Annotated in this window: 20 protein-coding genes; 14 read left to right on the forward strand and 6 right to left on the reverse strand. The window is 57.3% G+C overall.

What is annotated here, in order from left to right:
• The first annotated feature begins 218 nt into the window (after window positions 1-218).
• Window positions 219-1,298, forward strand: a complete 1,080-nt coding sequence (locus EB809_RS18680; protein ID WP_123636382.1) for a 3-deoxy-7-phosphoheptulonate synthase — start codon at window positions 219-221, stop codon at window positions 1,296-1,298.
• A gap of 354 nt (window positions 1,299-1,652) precedes the next feature.
• On the opposite strand, the gene EB809_RS20995 is transcribed toward EB809_RS18680, so the two are convergent.
• Window positions 1,653-3,590: a methyl-accepting chemotaxis protein gene (locus EB809_RS20995; protein ID WP_123636364.1), complete on the reverse strand. Its 1,938-nt coding sequence runs from the start codon at window positions 3,588-3,590 to the stop codon at window positions 1,653-1,655.
• A 126-nt stretch (window positions 3,591-3,716) separates the two neighbouring features.
• On the reverse strand, window positions 3,717-4,364 hold the full coding sequence (locus EB809_RS18690) for a LysE family translocator (RefSeq protein WP_123636365.1): 648 nt from the start codon (window positions 4,362-4,364) through the stop codon (window positions 3,717-3,719).
• Between the two features lie 163 nt (window positions 4,365-4,527).
• Between EB809_RS18690 and EB809_RS18695 the strand changes: the two genes are divergently transcribed.
• Window positions 4,528-5,970: a dihydrolipoyl dehydrogenase gene (locus tag EB809_RS18695; RefSeq protein ID WP_123636366.1), complete on the forward strand. Its 1,443-nt coding sequence runs from the start codon at window positions 4,528-4,530 to the stop codon at window positions 5,968-5,970.
• Between the two features lie 70 nt (window positions 5,971-6,040).
• Here EB809_RS18695 and EB809_RS18700 read toward each other — a convergent pair whose 3' ends face one another.
• Window positions 6,041-6,307 carry a DUF2061 domain-containing protein gene (locus EB809_RS18700; RefSeq protein ID WP_203142935.1) on the reverse strand — a complete coding sequence of 89 codons (267 nt, stop codon included), beginning with the start codon at window positions 6,305-6,307 and terminating at the stop codon, window positions 6,041-6,043.
• A gap of 254 nt (window positions 6,308-6,561) precedes the next feature.
• On the opposite strand from EB809_RS18700, the gene EB809_RS18705 reads away from it, so the two are divergent.
• On the forward strand, window positions 6,562-7,035 hold the full coding sequence (locus EB809_RS18705) for a Dps family protein (RefSeq protein ID WP_123636367.1): 474 nt from the start codon (window positions 6,562-6,564) through the stop codon (window positions 7,033-7,035).
• A gap of 173 nt (window positions 7,036-7,208) precedes the next feature.
• Window positions 7,209-9,005, forward strand: coding sequence for a choice-of-anchor I family protein (locus EB809_RS18710; RefSeq protein WP_123636368.1), 1,797 nt, complete (start codon window positions 7,209-7,211; stop codon window positions 9,003-9,005).
• 184 nt (window positions 9,006-9,189) lie between these two features.
• On the opposite strand, the gene EB809_RS18715 is transcribed toward EB809_RS18710, so the two are convergent.
• Both EB809_RS18715 and EB809_RS18720 read right to left on the reverse strand, forming a co-directional pair.
• Window positions 9,190-10,320, reverse strand: a complete 1,131-nt coding sequence (locus tag EB809_RS18715; protein ID WP_123636369.1) for an NAD(P)/FAD-dependent oxidoreductase — start codon at window positions 10,318-10,320, stop codon at window positions 9,190-9,192.
• Between the two features lies 1 nt (window position 10,321).
• Window positions 10,322-11,638, reverse strand: a complete 1,317-nt coding sequence (locus EB809_RS18720) for an SAM-dependent methyltransferase (RefSeq protein WP_123636370.1) — start codon at window positions 11,636-11,638, stop codon at window positions 10,322-10,324.
• Window positions 11,639-11,864: 226 nt separating this feature from the next.
• Between EB809_RS18720 and EB809_RS18725 the strand changes: the two genes are divergently transcribed.
• Window positions 11,865-12,458, forward strand: a complete 594-nt coding sequence (locus EB809_RS18725) for an NADPH-dependent FMN reductase (protein WP_123636371.1) — start codon at window positions 11,865-11,867, stop codon at window positions 12,456-12,458.
• On the opposite strand, the gene EB809_RS18730 is transcribed toward EB809_RS18725, so the two are convergent.
• Window positions 12,459-13,418 (reverse strand): integron integrase, encoded by a 960-nt coding sequence (locus tag EB809_RS18730; RefSeq protein ID WP_123636372.1) that lies wholly within the window; start codon window positions 13,416-13,418, stop codon window positions 12,459-12,461.
• Between the two features lie 232 nt (window positions 13,419-13,650).
• On the opposite strand from EB809_RS18730, the gene EB809_RS20895 reads away from it, so the two are divergent.
• From EB809_RS20895 to EB809_RS18770, 9 genes are all read left to right on the forward strand, one after another.
• Window positions 13,651-13,944 (forward strand): hypothetical protein, encoded by a 294-nt coding sequence (locus tag EB809_RS20895; RefSeq protein WP_148079190.1) that lies wholly within the window; start codon window positions 13,651-13,653, stop codon window positions 13,942-13,944.
• A gap of 103 nt (window positions 13,945-14,047) precedes the next feature.
• The gene (locus EB809_RS18735) at window positions 14,048-14,518 is read left to right on the forward strand and encodes a hypothetical protein (protein WP_123636373.1); all 471 of its coding nucleotides are present in this window, start codon (window positions 14,048-14,050) and stop codon (window positions 14,516-14,518) included.
• A 79-nt stretch (window positions 14,519-14,597) separates the two neighbouring features.
• Window positions 14,598-15,059 (forward strand): hypothetical protein, encoded by a 462-nt coding sequence (locus EB809_RS18740; protein WP_123636374.1) that lies wholly within the window; start codon window positions 14,598-14,600, stop codon window positions 15,057-15,059.
• 101 nt (window positions 15,060-15,160) lie between these two features.
• Window positions 15,161-15,760 carry a TIR domain-containing protein gene (locus tag EB809_RS18745; RefSeq protein ID WP_123636375.1) on the forward strand — a complete coding sequence of 200 codons (600 nt, stop codon included), beginning with the start codon at window positions 15,161-15,163 and terminating at the stop codon, window positions 15,758-15,760.
• Window positions 15,761-15,780: 20 nt separating this feature from the next.
• A complete protein-coding gene (locus tag EB809_RS18750) occupies window positions 15,781-16,656 on the forward strand; it encodes a DUF4231 domain-containing protein (protein ID WP_223808039.1) in 876 nt (291 codons plus the stop codon).
• 72 nt (window positions 16,657-16,728) lie between these two features.
• A complete protein-coding gene (locus tag EB809_RS18755) occupies window positions 16,729-17,187 on the forward strand; it encodes a hypothetical protein (protein WP_123636377.1) in 459 nt (152 codons plus the stop codon).
• 27 nt (window positions 17,188-17,214) lie between these two features.
• Window positions 17,215-17,547 (forward strand): hypothetical protein, encoded by a 333-nt coding sequence (locus tag EB809_RS21000; RefSeq protein ID WP_190294964.1) that lies wholly within the window; start codon window positions 17,215-17,217, stop codon window positions 17,545-17,547.
• Between the two features lie 68 nt (window positions 17,548-17,615).
• Window positions 17,616-17,933: an antibiotic biosynthesis monooxygenase family protein gene (locus tag EB809_RS18760; protein ID WP_123636378.1), complete on the forward strand. Its 318-nt coding sequence runs from the start codon at window positions 17,616-17,618 to the stop codon at window positions 17,931-17,933.
• A 472-nt stretch (window positions 17,934-18,405) separates the two neighbouring features.
• Window positions 18,406-18,972, forward strand: a complete 567-nt coding sequence (locus tag EB809_RS18770; protein WP_123636380.1) for a hypothetical protein — start codon at window positions 18,406-18,408, stop codon at window positions 18,970-18,972.
• Window positions 18,973-19,145 lie beyond the last annotated feature (173 nt).

Genomic DNA, 19,145 nt, shown 5'->3' on the forward strand with positions numbered 1-19,145 from the left:
GCCATCGGGGCTTTTTGATTTCGGAACTGAAAACGAGTGAAAGGACACAACCATGAGTAGCGAAGCTCAACCCGAAAACCAGCTTCCTTGCAGCCGACGGCTCTCCGGCCGGACCGGTTGGCGATTTATCGGCGGCTGGCGTTATTGAACGTCAGCCCACCGGGTCTCAAGCGCCTTGACCGATTGCCAACTGATTCGATTTAACCGGAGTACTCATGATGAACATGCAACTGACAGACACCCAAACCACAGAACGATCGACCGTCCTCCCGGACACCGCCACCAACACCGTCGTCAAACTGCCCACTCCGGCGCAGCTGCGCCAGGAACTGCCGCTGGATGCGGACCTCGCCCGCCAGATCGCCGAACACCGTGATACCGTTCGCCGTGTGCTCGACGGCACCGACCCGCGCCTGCTGCTGGTCATCGGCCCCTGTTCCGTACACGACGAAGTGGCGGCCCTGGAATACGGCGAGCGGCTGGCCAAACTGGCGGGCGAGGTGGCCGACCAGTTCGTCCTGGTGATGCGGGCCTATGTGGAAAAGCCGCGCACCACTGTGGGCTGGAAAGGCCTGATGTACGATCCCGAGCGCAACGGCGAAGGGGATCTGGCCCAGGGGCTGGTCCGGTCTCGCCGGCTGATGCTCAACCTGGCGCAGCTGGGTCTGCCGCTGGCGACCGAAGCCCTCAACCCGGTGGGATTCAGCTACCTGGAAGACCTGGTGAGCTGGACCGCCATCGGCGCCCGCACCACCGAATCCCAGCTGCACCGGGAAATGGCCAGTGGCCTGCCGATGCCGGTGGGCTTCAAGAACGGCACCGACGGCAGCGTCGGCATGGCCGTCAACGCCATGAAATCCGCCGCCCACGCCCACCATCGGCTGGGCAGCGATGGTGACGGCCACCCGGCCATGATCGCCACCGCCGGCAACCCGGACGTACACCTGGTCCTGCGCGGCGGCCGCGGCATCACCAACTACGATCCCGAGAGCATCGCCGAGGCGACCGCCACGCTGCGGGCCGCCGGCGTCAGCCCGGCGGTGATGGTCGACTGCAGTCACGACAACGCCTGCAAGCAGGCCGAGCGCCAACTGGACATTGCCCACCACGTGATGGCTCAACGCTGTGCCGGCAATACCGACATCCGCGCGCTGATGCTGGAGAGTTTCCTGGAAGAAGGGCGCCAGAACGACGGTGAGGAACAGGTCTATGGGCAGTCGATCACCGATCCGTGCATTGGCTGGGCGCAGACGGAGACGCTGCTGAAGGCGTTGGCGGCGACCGGGCGGAATCCTTGAGGTCGATAGGAGCGCCCGGTTTTCCCGCTGGCCACAGGGATAACGCCGGGCGCCTTTGGCGCCTCAGAAGCTAAAGCATCTGCTACAGACTCGAGTGGTCTTCAAATGTAGCCGACGCTTCAGCTTCGGAGCAGCCGGCAGGCTGCCTGGGCGGGTTTTGCAGGACCGTAGGTTGGGCTGACGCAGGAAGCCCAACAGTGTCCCGCCGCAGAAAATCAACGGATGCGGCCACCCCGTTGATCGGCCAGAACAGGCGATCGACGAAGAGTGTCTAGAGGTTGTTGGGCTTCCTGCGTCAGCCCAACCTACGGTATTTGGGGCTCGCTGTAGCTTCGGAGCGGCCGGCAGAGCGCACTAAACCCGGAAACGCCCCACGGTCTCAGCCAACCGCTGCATCGGCGCATCCAGCTCGCGCGCCACGTTCGACGCCTGCGACACCGACTCACTCGCGTGCTCGGCCGCCTCGCTGATGTTCACCGCATTGCGGTTCACCTCGTCCGATACGGAACTCTGCTGCTCGGCCATGGACGCCACTTCGCTGCTCATGTCGAACAGTTGTGCGGTGGCGGTGTCGATGTTGCCCATCAGCGCGTCGGATTCGGTAAAGCTCTGCTGACCTTCCTGAGCCAGCTTCGACGCGCTTTTGATCGCGGTCACCGCATTGCGACTGCCGTCCTGCAGGGATTCGATGCTGGCACGGATTTCCTCGGTGGAGGATTGGGTGCGACTGGCCAGGCTGCGCACCTCGTCCGCCACCACCGCAAAGCCGCGACCACTCTCACCCGCCCGGGCCGCTTCGATCGCGGCGTTCAGGGCCAGCAGGTTGGTCTGCTCGGCAATGCCGGCAATCACGTCCAGCACCGAGCCGATTTCCTGGCTGCGGCTGTCCAGTTTGTTGATCACCTCGGCGGTGTCCGCCACTTTTTCCAGCAAGCCGTTGAGCTGGGCGTTGACCTGTTGGGTGATCTCCCGGTTGCGGGTCATGTCGCCCTTGATGGTGTCCACATGGCTGTTGGCCAACTGGATGCTCTCGGCCACCTGCTGGATTGAGGCGCCCATTTCCTGCATGGCGGAGGTGAGCTGTTCCAGCTCCGCCCGCTGATTCTGGGAAGCGCTGTCCGCATCCCCGGCGGCTCCGGTCAGTTGGCGGACCTGGTCGCGGGTGTCGGCGACGGCGTCGTTCACCTCGCGGATGGTGTCCTGGGTGCGGCCGATAAACCGGTTCAGGGCCCGGGCCATGTCGGTCATCTCGTCCTTGCCGGTTTCCGGCACGCGACGGGTCAGGTCGCCTTCGCCGTCGGCAATGTTGGCGGCGGCGTCCTTCAGCAGGTTGAGGCGACGAATGACCCGGGCGCCAATCAGCAGGCCGATGATCAGGATCAGCACCAGCGCGCTGATTACCAGCACCAGGACCACCGTGCTGATCAGCGTGGACGCCTGCTCGTGGGTGGTGTCCTGCAGTTTGCGGGCGGTCTCGTCGAAGGAACTGCTGACCGCCGCCAGGGCGTTCTCCAGCGGTTCGCTCATGCCCGATGAGGCCGAACGGATGGCGGATTCAGTGGCCCCGGTGGCGGATTTCGTCAGTGCGTTGAAGCGGTCCGTCAGGGCCTGGGTCTCTTCATTGATGGCGGCGTTGGACACCCCGAGCACCAGCTTGCCGATCTCCTGATCCTGGGACGTGACCGGCGTGGTAATCACGCGGGTGCCTTCGTCCTTGGGAGCAGAGTCCAGCACACTGCGCACGGAGCTGCGGATCGGGCTGGCGTCGATCAGTCGCTTCACGTCCGGGTTGGTGCGGTCGACATAGCGGGTCAGCGGGTTGCCGTCCCGGTCGAGGTAGATGGCGAAGATGACATTGGGGTTTTCGTGGGCCATCTCCACAAACCGGGTGAGCGTCGGAATGTCCTTGTCCCAGATGTACGGGGCCGCGATTTGCGCGAGGATCTGGGCGACCGTCTTACTGGAATCCACCAGCGTATCCTCGAAGCGCTGGACCACCCGGTCCTGTTCCGATTTCAGGTCCTGGGTCAGGGTCTGCTCCAGTTGGCCCTGCACATTGGTGGCCATGTTGGCCACCACCGTATCAATGCGCTTGCGGTTCTCGTCCAGCCGCTCGCCCACGGTGGCCTGCGCCCGTTGCAACTCGCCGGACATGGCCTGGTCCAACCCTTTCAGCTTGAGGCTGGTGACGCCCGCCACGATGACGGCCTGGGCAACCGCGATGACGATGAGTGTGATAAAGATGGGCAGCGCAAGACGGCTGCGCAACGCGTTCTTGAAAAAGCCGAGCATAAAGGGCCTCTACTGCTGGTGGTTCATCCCTGGCTTTCAGAGCGACTCGGGAGCGCATCAACGGCCCCCTGGTATTAAAGCGTAGCTCAAAGCGGCCGGATGGTTCCGGTTTCCGGCCTGTGGACGCTACTCAGCAGCTTCCGTGCCAGTGGCCGCAGAAAAGGCGAGACGACCGGCCAGGGCCAGAAGCGCACCGCCCATCAGCCGGTCCACCCAGTGGCCGAAGCGGGCAAAGCCCCGGCGGATGCCCGGCAGGGTGAAGAACAGGGCCACAACGCAGAACCAGGCGCCGGTAGCGACGGCCATGTAGATGCCGTAGAAGGCTTGCACCGGTACCGGTGTGGCATGGTCGATCACCACCGAAAACAGGGCCACGAAGAACAGGGTGGCCTTGGGGTTGAGGGCGTTGGTCAGGAAGCCAAGACGGAACGCTTTTGCACCGGATTGGTGCGGCCCCTGGGCGGCTTCCACATTGAGGTTGCCGGGTTTTGAGCGCAGACATTGCAGCGCGATCCAGGTGAGGTAGAGCGCGCCGACGACCTTGAGGATATTGAACAGCAGGATCGACTGCTGGATCAGCAGGCCGATGCCCAACAGCGAGTAGGTCACATGCACCAGGATGCCCAGGCCAACCCCGACGGACGTGAGCAGCGCGTTGCGCCGGTTCTGGGTCAGGGCCTGGCGCAGCACGACGGCGAAATCCGGTCCCGGGCTGGCGACAGCCAGCAGGTGGATCAGGGCAACGGTGAGAAATTCGGGCCAGTAGGAGAGCATGACGGGACTCGCTGATCAGATTGAAAAAGAAAGCATCGGTAAAAGCCGGGGTGGGGTCAAGCTATCCCCGCCGGGGGAAATCGACCTCAGCCTTGTCCCGGATCAGTGACGCGGCAACAAACGACACCTATGGTGGATATTCACTCGGCGGAAGGAGTCTCCCATGGAACAGCGACAGGTCGACGTCGCCATCATCGGCACGGGTACCGCGGGCATGGTGGCCTACAAGGCGGCTCGCAAACACACGGACAACGTATTGGCCATCGAGGGTGGGGCGTACGGCACCACATGCGCGCGCATCGGTTGCATGCCCAGCAAACTGCTGATTGCCGCGGCGGAAGCGGCCCACGCCGCCCGGGGCGCGGATCTGTTCGGAGTGCACGTCAACGACCTGAGCATCGACCGGCGCGCTGTGATGGCACGGGTCCGGGCTGAGCGCGACGGTTTCGTGGGTTCCGTCCTGGACGCGATCGATCGGTTCCCGCCGGAACATCGCCTGCGCGGGACGGCGAGGTTTGTGGCGCCGGGCCGCCTGGTGGTGGACGAGCGCATCGAGATCGAGGCGGAGCGGATCGTGATCGCCACCGGCTCACATCCCCACGTGCCGGCGTTCCTGCAGGCAGCGGGGGACCGGCTGCTGGCCAACGACACGATCTTTGAGCTGGAAGCCCTGCCGGAGTCCATGGTCGTGTTCGGACCGGGGGCGATCGGCCTGGAACTGGGCGCGGCCCTGTCGCGACTCGGCGTGCGGATTCGACTGTTCGGCGTAGGCGGTGGTATCGGCGGCATTGCTGACGAGGCGATTCGCCAATGCGCGCTCGACACCTTCCGTGAGGCTTTCCCGTTGGATCCGTCGGCCGACGTGAAGCAGGTTCGCCGCACCGACGAAGGCGTTGCCGTCACCTTCATCGATCCGCAACAGGGCGAGGTGACCGAAACCTTCGAGTACCTGCTGGCGGCCACCGGCCGGCGGCCCAACCTGGCGTCGCTGGCGCTCGAAAAGTCCGGGCTGGCGCTGGACGATCGGGGCATCCCGACATTCAACCGCTACTCGATGCAATGCGGCGACCAGCCTGTCTTTATGGCCGGCGACGTGAACGCCGACGCACCGCTGCTTCACGAGGCCACCGACGAGGGCCGACTGGCCGGTGACAATGCCGGCCGCTGGCCCGAGATTCGCTCCGGTTCGCGCCGGGCACCGCTGTCCATCGTGTTTACCGATCCCCAGATCATCCGCGTCGGCGTCACCGGCGATCTGCTGCAGCAACGCTACGGTGACGGCTATGCCGTAGGCCAGGTCTCCTTCGAAGACCAGGGCCGAAGCCGCGTCATCGGCAAGAACCGCGGGTTGCTCAAGGTCTACGGCGAGCACGGCAGCGGCCAGTTCCTCGGAGCAGAGATGTTCGGGCCAGCCGCGGAACACATCGGCCACCTGCTGGCCTGGGCGGTGCAGCAGCGCATGACGGTCAGCCAGATGCTGGGCATGCCGTTCTACCACCCGGTGATCGAAGAAGGCGTACGCACGGCCCTGAGTGATCTGAACCACGCCCTCCGTATCGGCCCGAAAATGGGTGAGCGCTGCCTGGATTGTGGGCCGGGGGCCTGAGGCGCTGGCCGTATACAAAAAAATCCCCGCTCGAAGCGGGGTCAAAGGGGGAAGGGCAACTGGATCGATGTCAGGCGGCCGTCGCCGTCGTGTGGTTGGGCGCGTGCTGGTGTCGCCGGGCCCGTCGCGCCCAGATCTTCTCGTGGAAGAAATAGGCCACGGTGTTGATGGCGGGCTCCACCATGGCGATCAGACTGCCGAGGATAATGTCGCCGGTCAGCACGTAAGCCACCGTGAACGCCACCGTAAAGTGGGTGATGGCAAAGGTCATCGTCTTCAGCAGCGACTGGTCACCTTCATGGCCATGACTGTGAAACAGGAGTTTGAGAAAACGCATGATCAGCTCCACCGCTCGTGATCGTATGTCTCTATTGAAATCGAAATGATAATAGATTTTAAATAAATTTTGTTGGGTGTATTGATAGGAGAGGGCTATTAGATTGAGCATATTGGTATGTTCCACAATATGACAAAGTCGTCAGATAGATTGAAACTGGATAGATCGACACCAACTTATCCTGTTGAGTCATAAACTATTTGCCAAGTTCGGGCGTAAGCACGTTCTTCTTTCCGCTGATAAAAGGAGTTTTCATGAGCACCAACCTGATTGGTCTTGATACGGCAAAAACCGAGCAGCTCGCCAGTGACCTGAACGAACTGCTGGCGAACTACCAGATCTTCTACATGAACGTCCGGGGCTACCACTGGAACATCAAGGGTGACAACTTCTTCGAGTTGCACGCCAAGTTCGAGGAACTGTACGACGACCTGCTGCTGAAAGTGGACGAGATCGCCGAACGCGTCCTGACGCTGGGCCATCGTCCGGCGCACAGCTACAGCGTCTACATCGAGCGTTCCAGCGTTGAAGAGCGCAAGGACGTCAGCGACGGCAAGACCGCGGTCGGGCAGATCGTCGACAGCTTCGCCACGCTGATCAAGAAACAGCGCGAGATCCTGAACACGGCGGGCGATGCCGAAGACGAAGGCACCGTATCGCTGATGAGCGACTACATCTCCGAGCAGGAAAAAACGGTCTGGATGTATCGCAGCTACCTCGGCCAGTAACACGCGCCAGGCTCCAGAGGCCCCGGCATTGTCGATGCCGGGGCCTTTTTGTTTGTCATTCACTTGTCATGGGATTGACTTTTATTCGTCACGGCTCTGTCACCTGTCGCGTCTAGCGTCAGGCGTGATCTTTTATTTCGGGCTCGATCACACCAAGAAAAAGGACAGAAAGAATGACGAATGAATGGCAAACCCAAAAGCGACTGCTGGCCTGCGCCGTCCTGGCCGCAACACTGGGGCTGACGGCCTGCAACAATGACGATAACAACGATAACGGTGACGACGCCGACACCCGCGTCAGCATTGCGCTGGAGCAGACCGGTCGCTACACCAGCGACGACAACGGCTTCGACGAAGGCGCCGCGGAAATCCTCACCTACGACAAGGATTCCACCACCCTGTTCATCACCAACGCAGACGCCAAACGGGTGGATGTGGTGGACGTGCAGGATCCCACCAACCCGCAGTTAATCGACCAGATCGACGCGTCCGCCAACTGGGCCGATGCCGGCGACATCAACAGCGTGACGTTTGCCAACGGGCTGATCGCCGTGGCGGTTGAGCACGACACCAAGACCGAACACGGTCGCGTGCAGATCTACAACAGCGCCGATCGCAACTTCCGCGGCCAGGTCGAGGTCGGCAGCCTGCCGGACATGGTCACCTTCAACCGCGACGGCACCAAAGTGCTGGTGGCCAACGAGGGCGAACCCAACGACGATTACAGCGTGGATCCGGAAGGCTCGGTCAGCATCGTCGACGTCACTGATCCGGATAACCCGACGGCCCAGACCGTGGGCTTCACCGATTTCAATGTGGGCAACAGCCGTGCCGACGAGCTGCCGGAAGGCGTGCGCATCTTTGGCAACTACGGCCGGACAGCACTCACGGTCGACGCCGCGAACAAGATCCTGACCCTGACCACCGATTTTGACGGCGACTCGGAAGTGACGGCGGCGACGGCCGCCGGCCTGACGGTCTATCTGCACGACGGCCAGTCCTCCGTGGCCCAGGATCTGGAGCCGGAATACATTGCCCTCTCAACGGACGGCAGCCAGGCGTGGGTGACCCTGCAGGAGAACAACGCCTTCGCCGTCATCGACATTGCCAACGCCAGCGTCGATCGCATCGTGGCGCTGGGTACCAAGGACTTCAACGCCGACGGCGTGGGCCTCGACCCCTCCGACAAGGACGACGGCATCAACATCGCGCAATGGCCAGTGAAAGGCCTCTACATGCCGGACACCATCGCCTCGATCCAGATTGGCGGCAAGGACTACTACTTCACCGCCAATGAGGGCGACAGCCGGGAATACGACGGCTTCGTGGAAGAAATCCGCTTCGAGGACGCCCCGCGCGAAGGCGATCTGGCCACCGCCGACTTCGGCGACAAGACGACCGTCGGCCGCTTGGCCACCAGCCTGACCTCAGACACCGACGGCAACGGCATCCTCGACACCGCCGAAATCTACGGCGCCCGCAGCTTCTCGATCTGGGACAGCGAAGGAGCCCTGGTGTCCGACAGCGGCAGCGATTTCGAGACCATCACCGCCGAGCAGCTGGGTGAGGACTTCAACAGCGACAACGACGAGAACGACTCCGGCGACAGCCGCAGCGACGCCAAGGGCCCCGAGCCCGAAGCCATGGCCGTGGGCCGGATCGGTGAGCAGACGTTCGCCTTCATCGGCCTGGAGCGGGTTGGCGGCATCATGGTGTACGACGTGAGCAACCCGGAAGCACCCGAGTTCGTCCAGTACCTCAACAACCGCGACTTCAGCTACCCGATCAAGGACAACATCGACGACGGCGACCAACCGGCCTATGCCGCCGGCGACCTGGCGCCGGAATGCATCGACTTCATCAGCGGCGACGACAGCCCCACCGGTGAACCGATGCTGGCGGTGGGCAACGAAGTGAGCGGTTCGACCACGTTGTACACCATCAAGGTGACGGAAGAAGACGTGGAATAGAGAGTTCCGCGGACATTAAAAGAGGCCCAACGGGGCCTCTTTTTTCGTGCGTAACGATTTTCCCGGTTTGGCTTCCGTAGGTTGGGCTGACGCAGGAAGCCCAACAATCCGAGGTTTGGGGGGCCATGCCATGTTGGGCTTCCTGCGTCAGCCCAACCTACCTGAGCGCTAAAGCGGAGCGGCCCTAAACCGCCACCTTCAACGGCGGCACATCCTGATGCAGGAACCACTTCTCCGTCACCACCTTGCGGGTAAACCAGTGCGACCGCATCAGCCCGCTGGCGACGGACGTTTTCACCCAGCCCGGCATCTGCCAGCCGTCCTGATCCGGCATGGCGCGCCGGCCGAAACGGTCGGCAATGGCATCGCCGTAGCGTTGCAGACTCTGGGCACTCATGTCCGGTGCGCGGCGAATGGTTTCGGCGGCCAGCAGGGCGGATTCGATCGCCGGGCGGATGCCCTCGCCGCTTTGCGTATAGGCCAGTCCGGCGGCGTCGCCGATCAGCATCATGCCGTCATCCACCAGCGGTCTTTCCGCGTGCGCGTAAAGCAAATAGGCATGGCCCTTAAACCGGCCGGGCAGGTCCGCGGGAATCCGGCCCTGATCCTTCATCTCCTGGACGAAGGCCTCCAGGTGATCGGTGAGCTTGTGATTGTCCTCCCGTCCCAGACCGATGTTGAGGAAGTTGCCCTTGCGGAAGACCCAGGCATACCCCTTCAGATCCCGACAGAACCAGAGCTCCGGCTGGTCGCCGCTGGCGGCGCAGGTCTCCGCCTGTTCCGGCGTCATCTCGAATTCCACTTCCTTGGCGGCGACCACGGTTTCGTGGCTGCCGGGACCATCGCCCAACTGGCGCGCCACCGGGCAGAAATGCCCGCCCGCACCCACCAGCAGCGGCGCCTGGTAGGTGTCGTTGATGATCCAGTTACCACCCTCGCGCCGGATGTCCTTGACCGGGGTCTTCAATACCTTGTCGGCATTCTCCACCCGGTCCAGCAGATAGGTGTCGAACTCGCAGCGGCGGATGCCGTAACTGACCGGGTCATCGCCGTGGTCGTTGTCCACCGCCGGCTGGCCCATCATGCCGATCCGGAACCGGGTGATTGGTTGCAGCACATGCTCCCGGCGGTAATCGTCCAGGTCGAGCTGCAGGCTCTCCGCAACGGCGGGGGTCACCCAGCCGGCGCAGGTCTTGTCCCGGGGGAACTCGGCCTTGTCCAGGATCAGGATGCGTTTGCCGCTGTTGCGCAGCGCCCAGGCCAGGGTCGAGCCGGCCGGGCCGCCGCCGACGATCATCACGTCATAATGTTCCATGTCAGACAGACTCCGGTGCAGCCGGTGATTCATAGAGGTGCTTGCGATTGCGCGGAACCGTATTGTTCTCGCCGTGGCTGAAGACCACCTGGAACAGCTGCAGTGAACTGGCCTCGAAGGCGGCGATCGAGCCGGACAGGTACATGCGCCAGGCCCGGGCGAAGTGCTCGTCGTACATCGCGATCACCTCGTCCACATGGTCTTCGAAGCGTTCCTTCCAGTGCTCCAGCGTGCGGGCGTAGTGCAGGCGCAGGTTTTCCACGTCCAGCACCGAAAACGCGCCTTCCTCGCAGATGCTCATGAACTCGCCGATGCTGGGCGGGTAGGCGCCGGGGAAGATGCGCTTCTCGATCCAGGCGTTCATCTTCATGGGCCGGTTGCGGCCGATGCTGTGCAGCAGGGCCAGGCCGTCCGGCTTGAGGGCGCGCTTGATCACCGCGGCCATGTCGCTGTAGTGACTGGTGCCCACGTGCTCGAGCATACCAACGGAGACGAAGGCATCGTACTGGCCGCTGATGTTGCGGTAGTCGTCCTCCACATACTCGATCAGATGGTCCAGCTGCTGTCTTTTGGCCTCTTCCCGGGCAAAGGCGAGCTGTTCCTTGGAGATGTTGTAGGCGTGGACCTTCACCCCGTAGTTGCGGGCCATATAGCGGGCCAGGCCGCCCCAGCCACAACCGGCTTCCACCACGGTCTGGCCGGGCTTGAGCTGGAGCTTGCGGCAGACGTGTTCCAGCTTGGCGAGCTGGGCCTGTTCCAGGGTGAGGTCCGGGCTTTCGTAATAGGCGCAGGTATACTGCATCTCCGCCGTATCCAGCCACAGGCGGTAAAAGGCGTTGCCCAGGTCGTAGTGGTGATGGATGTTCTGGCGGGCTTCGGTCAGGTCGGTGGAGCGGGGCGCGTGGTTGGCCCAGAGCTTCTCCAGCCAGGTTGGCCATTTCTGGCGGGCATTGTGGGTGGCGCGGTAGAGCGTTGTAAGCAGTTCGGTCAGGTCGCCGGATACGGTCAGGCGGCCGGCGCTGTAGAGATCGCCGAAGGCGAGATTGGGGTTGGCCACCAGGTGGTAGAGGGCTTTGGGATCGGTGAGGCCCAGGGTAAAACGGGGGCAGGTATCATCGAGTCGAACCTGGGAGCCGTCCCAGAGCTCGAACTGCACCGGCGGCCCGCCCGCAAACTCCATCAGCTTGGTCAGTAGTTTGCGTTCCCAGAAGTACGGTGCCCGATGGGTTTCGTACTCGCCCATGGGAATGGACAGGGCATTGTCGGTTTGCGGCTCGCTCGTCGAGTCGCTCCGGGTTTCGGTGTTCTGATACGCCATGGTGCTCTCCCTGAAAATTTAAGCCCTCACTTCGAGGTCCCCAATCACTTCGCCATGTTGTCTCAAGAAATACACTGTCACGTTTTTGTGATTATGCTCTCCCAGTATAGAAATTAGCCACTTAATGTCACTGATGCGCGTCAAACCCGGGTTACTATCACCCTTATAGACCCACCATATCCCTATACTGTTTAGGATGTTACCGAACCTCGTCAAGGAGACCCTCATGACCCAGAACACCCGAATCCTGTTCATGGCCGGCAGCACGCGGACCGGTTCCTTCAACGCCCAACTTGCCGAAGCGGCGGCCCGCACGGCGGAAAAACGGGGCGATATCGACGTCACCCGCGTCAACCTCTCCCATTACAATATTCCGATCTATAACGGGGACCTGGAGCAGGAAACAGGGATTCCACAGGACGTTCGTGACCTGAGGCAACTGTTCGCCAGCCATCACGGCTTCTGCATCGCCTCACCGGAATACAACAGCACCCTCAGCCCGCTGCTGGTCAACGCCCTGCACTGGATCAGCCGCCCGGACGGCGACGTTCCCGGACTGATCGCCTTCCGCGGCAAAGTCGCCGGCCTCGTGGCCGCATCGCCCGGCGCCCTCGGTGGCCTGCGCGGCCTGGTGCCCCTGAGGATGATGCTGGGCAACATCGGCGTGCAGGTCATTCCCAGCCAACTGGCCATCGTCAAAGCCGGCGACGCGTTCGACGGCAACGGCGAGTTCAGGGACGCCGAGTGGCAGAAGAAGCTGGATGGTGTGATCGACGAATTGGCTCGGACGGCCGGCGCTATTGGGAAGGCTGAAGGGTAGTTAGCCCAGAGGACTGACCACACCGGCAAAGCCCTCTCCCAGGACGTGGGTATAGATTTGGGTTGTGCGAACGTTTGCATGACCCAGAAGAGATTGAACAGTGCGAATGTCGCTGCCACGACGCAAAAGTTCCGTAGCGAATGTATGTCTCAGCGTGTGGCACCCTGCGTTTTTGTGGATTTCGGCCTCAGCAATGGCGCGTCGAACAGCTTTTTGCACACTCGATACATGGATGTGATGGCGAACAGTGCGCCCCTCATGATCCAGGCAGAGTCCTTTTGCCGGAAACAGCCATTGCCACTCAAGGGACGTGCCGGCGTTCGGATATTTGCGATGCAGCGCAAACGGTAAGCTAACGGGCGGGGTTAATTCCAGTGCTCGGCCTTTCCAGGCAAATGCGATCTGTTCAATGCAGTCCGAAACGCGGGCACGCAATGTCGCCGGCAGTAACGTCGTTCTGTCTTTGCCGCCTTTTCCATCGCGCACGGTAATAATCCGTTGCGCCACATCAATATCTTTCACTCGCAGGCGAGCCGCTTCAGTCACCCTCAAGCCAGCCCCATACATGAGCGACGCCATTAAATCGTAGGGTGCTTCCAGTTGATGGATCAGGCGCAAGGCCTCGTCGTGGGACAGTACGGTTGGTAACTTGGGTGGCTTTCGGGATCGGACAGTTTCACCGATATCGCCCAAGGGTGTTTCGAGCACTTTGTCATAGAGAAAGACCAGAGCATTCAACGCCTGATTTTGTGTCGCTGCGGCAACATGGCGTTCGACAGCCAGCCAGGTGAGAAAGGCATTAACCTCTTTGGGCCCCATCTGCCGAGGGTGCGTGAGGTCATGGAAGCGGATGAAATAGCGAATCCAATACCAGTAAGACTTTTCAGTCCGAATGCTGTAGCGACCAACACGCATGACTCGCCTTACCTGCTCCCGCAGGCGTGGTTCCCGTTTTGCCATACGCTGACCTCCTGTCTGCGAAACTGTATAAATGTACAGTTATATTGGAATCACGAAAAGAAGAAGTCAAACGATTGCATGGCAAGAGCGAAGCTGACGGGCTAAGCTGCTGTTTAAATAAGAGAACTGATCGCGCCATGACGCCCCGATGGGTGTTGTTATGAAGAATTCTCGTATATTCAATATTACGGAACGCGGTCTAATCACTGTTAAGTTTTTCAAGGAAAGATAAGTGCTACTAAAAGGAATTCAATACTCTACCTGTGCCACCTTGCCATTTTTTATTGCCTGCGTTATAGCTTTATATTTGATGGTTGCAGCAGACCCATATAAAACGGATTCATCAGGCATTGTATATTTTGTTTATAGCACCCCCATCCAGCTTTTATTCCTGTTAGCTTGGGGAAAATATAAGGCTTACAACGCAAAGCACCTTGTATTATTTTCAATAGTATTTTGCGTAGTCGCATTCCTTGCACATATAGCTCTATGGTTTGTTTATTTTGGTGTAGGTGGGCGCCCGTAATGGTTTTCGGGCAATCAAATCTTAACAAGTCGCTGTTGTCGGACAATTTCTCCACCGCTTTGCGGTTCCAAAATTGCCGCAAAGCTCAGCGTTAGAGGGATTCATGGAAACTAAGGAGATTGAGGCTAGATTCAGAGAAAAGCTGGAAGACCGAGTTGATATTAAAGTTGCGGTCTACCGAGATGATCATAATGTTCTCTGTGTCTCCGCTCGTTCGCCGTGCGCCGACATCGGGCAACTGGTCGCGCGAGTTGAAGCTACATCCATTACGCTCTCGTGCAACATAACTCAATCCCATGTTGATGCGGCAGAGATGGAGCGTCGAAGCTATCCAGAGCCAGTAGACGCAATGTTAGATGAGGCAGTCTTGAAGTTTGTCGACCTCATAGAAAGTCGGGCCTTTTTGTCGAAGACGACGGCCCCCGATGGGGCGGTGATCTGCAGTGGTTGGGGACCAATTTCAGCAATTAACGATAAGAATGATAAATTCGAGATGATGCTTGCGGAGACGTATGGAAGTCCAATCGTCGAAGAAAAATGGCTGTGGTCGGGCAAAATTGATAAATCCCTCTAACCATTGCATGTTGGCGGACTGGTTTTCCGCTGCGCTCCAAACCAGCCGCAAATGCAGGCGTTAAGCATCAAGGAGGCGTATGAGCACCATCTATGATAAAGAAAAACTATCAGGTGATGACATCCAGGATGAAGTTTTCCGAAGAATGGAGAAATATGATCATAAATCCTTCTTGGAGTGCTTCTCTATCTATCTTGGTACGGCTCAAATACTCGAGTTTGGGCTTAAGAAGCTTCTTGAAGAACGCTTCAACGTAACGGAAGACGAAACAGAAAGAATGACGCTTGGGCAGGCGAGGGCGAGGCTTGAAAATGTTGGTCTACGTTCAGATTACACGGAACTACTTAAGCAAGTGGTAAAAGATAGGAATAATGCCGCCCATGAGCTTCTTGCAAACCAAGCTGTAATTGGAAGCTTAGGTGTGGATTTTAGTCAGCGAATGCAGTTCAAGGATCTTAAGCATTTTATATTTGGTTTGGAGCGAGCCGTATTTTTGTTCGATTATCTTCAGCACAATAACGCATGGGTCGTAGATGCTTAACAAGCGGCAGCAGTCGGAGCCATTTTTCGCTCCTGTGTCGCTACAAATGGCCCGCTGTGCCGGGCGTTATACGTAAAAATTCATAGTCATGAGCGAAGACCATGCATAAAGTATTCATTAGCTTTCATAGTAACGATATCGCCTACAAAAACTCATTGACTAAGTTCAACGAGGATAATCCTATGTTTATCGACGGATCTGTAGATACCCGTGATATTTCTGATGATTTGCCGGATGACAGAATTCGACAGAAAATCCGTGACGAGTATCTCGGAGACTCTACTGTAACCATCCTTTTGGTGGGGCAAGGCACCAAAGGGAGAAAGCATGTTGATTGGGAAGTTTACTCAAGCATGTACGATGGAAAGGTCAACAAGCGATCCGGTGTCATAGCAGTTCTACTTCCAGGCGCCAATCCTGGCAACAACTGGACAGCGGCCCACGACAATGAAAAAAGCGCGGTCTACCCCGAAACAACGAGCTGGACATCTGTTGATAATCGTGCTGAATACGAACGCCGCTATCCATATCTTCCCGCAAGAATAATTGACAATCTTCTCAGTAAAGAGGTTAAGTTATCCGTTGTTCCTTGGGAAAAATTAGATACCAAAACCTTGCCTCTTCTAATTGATAATGCATTCGATTCTCGCCTTTCAAATCAGTATGACCTCAGTCGCCCAATGCGTCGTGCAAACTCATGATCGAAACCACGGACACCAGAATGGAGATGCAGGAAGAGGATTTTCCTGCATTGTATAACTCTGCAGATAGTGCGTCTTTAAAGGCACAAAATCATTATTTTGGTGCATTGAGATGCTATCTCTTTTTATTGATTCTTGCAGCCTTTGTATCATACGCATGGCCCACTAATGTTTATGGAGCGATCTCCTCCGCCGCACTTTTTTTAATAACGTTGGGCATATTGGTTTGGCTCAAGGTGCGGAAGCCAGAGGATGTTTGGTACAACGGCCGTGCTGTAGCTGAGTCTGTTAAAACTCGCACATGGCGCTGGATTATGAAATCTGAACCATACGATGAAGATGTTCCAGAAGAGCAAGCACAAAGAGAACTTTTGAATGATCTCAAGGCGATACTTGATCAAAATAGATCTTTATCTCACGTTTTGGAATGGACCCCCGACTTAGGTGAGGCGATTTCAGAAAAAATGAAAAATATTCGGTCTTTACCTTGGTCGCAGAGGCTAGAAACGTATATAAGAGATCGGGTAGATAATCAGTCGGTGTGGTATTCAAAAAAATCACAGTTGAACAAGCGCCTCGCGAAACGCTGGTTTGTTGTTTCAATAGTTTTACATTCGACAGCGGTCCTTCTTTTACTCTATCGAATCAAAGAGCCATCTAGTTCTCTGCCAATCGAGGTAATCGCCACTGCGGCAGGTGCCGTTCTGACATGGGTGCAAGCGAAGAAACACAACGAACTTAACTCTTCGTATGCGCTGGCCGCGCATGAAATCGTTCTGATTAAAGGTGAGTCGGTTTCTGTAAAGGATGAGCCACAATTATCTGATTTTGTGATAAATAGCGAGGCTGCATTTTCAAGAGAGCATACCCAATGGATCGCCCGGAAAAGCGTATAACAATCCGCTGCTGTCGGACTGGTAAAAGTTCCGGCTTCGCCTCCACTTTCACCAGCCGCAGAGCCGGGCGTTATGCGCAAGGAAAATATGAGCAAATCTGCTAGCAAGGTTTTCGACTTTGTAGAACATGAGAAGAAGATAGATAAGATCATCGAAAGGTCTTTTGAGTCTTCTTATATATCGAATGCGAAATGGCGAAAATGCTTTGCGATCCTTGACGACATCTCACCTGATTTGCAGGTGATCTGGAAGTTTGTAGGCAGTCAAAACAATGGAGTGAGGTATTCATTGCCATCAATAGAGTCACTCGAAGAAAGGCATCTCTCTAGCAGGTTTTGGTTTGGACCTGCCTATTACAAAGAAATCGAGTGGATAGAGTTTCCTAAAGTTGGCAAACCTTATGGTAAAGAGGATATTTCTGGCGCATTCTTTCACCAAGACGTAGCAACGATATTGGCTGCGTTGAACGATATCGGGCAATTTTATACGGAAAATACGGATTTGGGTTTCCGTTTGTATGGGCATCGGTAATAAATCGCATAACGTTAGGAGCATCAGGTGAATCTCTATGACCAGTTAGAGTTGAATCAAATGGTAGATGACTCACTAGCGCAACTTGTCTATCTATTCCCCTCATATATTGACAAGGTTGAAAAGATAGAAAGAGCCGGATGCGTTTTTGCGACTGTGCATTTCTTAGGCGGACTCCATGTTTTGATATCTTCGGAGAATAAAGAGATTACTGTGTCCAATAAAGAATCACATTGGCATATTGGGAGCCCACTTGCTGACTCAACGATATTTGAAATGAGGCAAGACTTCTTGCTGTCTATAATTTCAACAATTAGTGATTGCTGTCATGGTGAGCTTGATACAAAGGTATTCTCCTAACCAATACAGGCAGGGGACGCTCCTTTGGTCGCGCCCATGCTGTCAGCGTTAAATGTATAGAGGGACCTATGTCAGATATTGCTCAAACACCTGAACCTCCATATTACGCGGTTATCTTCAGCAATCACCGTACCGAGGGGGATCACGGTTACGGTGAAATGGCAGACCGCATGGTTGAATTGGCTTCTGAACAGCCGGGTTTTCTGGGGGTTGAGTCTGTCCGTGATGGATTAGGTATCACGGTATCCTATTGGGAAAGCCTTGAAGCTATCAAAAATTGGAAACGTAACTCCGAGCATCGGGAGGCGCAGAAGTTGGGGCATGAAAGATGGTACTCAACATTCAAACTTAGAATTGCCAAAGTTGAACGAGACTATGGCATTTAACCAGGCAGTCAACCGGACGCCAAAAGCGGGGCGCTTTTGGTTCCCTCCGCTGCGCTCCGGCGCCGGTTACCGCGGGCGTTAAAAGTAATTCAAAGTGAGAGTGAAATGGAGTTTTTTGGCTACACAGAAGAATTGCAGCAAGCCAAGCATCCGGCACCATCCAAGCTCCCAGAGGTGACAATATCAGCATCACCCTCCGAGCTGAGGGCTGTCGCCCAATTCCTGATAGAAGCAGCTGATAGTATCGAAGCTCAAGGAGCAGGTTTCGAGCACGAGCATTTCCCGCGAAACACAGAATCAGACCCAGATCTTGTTGTGTTCAATGCTGAGGCCTCGTGGTGAGCTTTTAACAAGTTGTTCAAGTACGTTCCGGCCTGGCGGCCTTCACCGGACCGGTTTTCCGGCGTGGTGCGCCTCCAAACCGGCCGCTTAACATCGGCGTTAAATTTCAGGGCCAAACTGTCGAGGATCAATGGACGCATTAACTTTTCTATCTGAGATTATCCGATCGGTGGCTTGGCCTGTGACTGTGGTTGTTCTCGTTGTTGTTCTGCGAAAACCGCTGGTTGAGCTTATCCCCCTCCTCAGGCGCCTCAAGTACAAAGAACTTGAGCTAGAGTTCTCGCAGCAGGTGTCGGAGTTAAAAGCTGAAGCTGAATCCATTTCTCGGGAGCACCCGGAAGAGCAAGGTCAAATTTCTCCAAGCTCTAATCGCATCCTTAACCTCGTTTCCTTTTCTACCCGCGCGTCCATCATGGAAGCTTGGTTGGAGGTGGAGTCTGCGGCTATCGCTGTGGCAAGTTCGTTCTGGAACCAGCCGCCGAGTGACGTGATGAAGAACTATCCAAAACTCGGTGAGTATCTCTTGCAGTGCAAGGTTATCAATGAAAAACAGTTGGATATATTCAATACCCTGCGGAAACTTCGTAACAAGGCAGTACATGCAGAGGAGTTGGAGCTAAACGAGAAAGATGCAAGATCTTATGTCCAACTGGCATTGGACCTGGCTGAACACATCAGAATGCACAATAAAATTTAACAAGCCGCGTAAGTCGGACGTCCCTGACGGGCCGCCGCTTCGCTCCGCGTGTGTGCCGGGCATGGCACAGAACTAGGGAGGTGAAAGTCCTCCTGCCAGGTGTTCGCAGAGCCGAAGGCTAGGAGAAGGGCAAGGGCGTCATCGCGAGGTGGGGTCTGGAGGAAGCCCAATCC

It is taken from the genome of Marinobacter sp. R17, from assembly GCF_003789045.1.
Lineage (GTDB): Bacteria > Pseudomonadota > Gammaproteobacteria > Pseudomonadales > Oleiphilaceae > Marinobacter_A > Marinobacter_A mangrovi.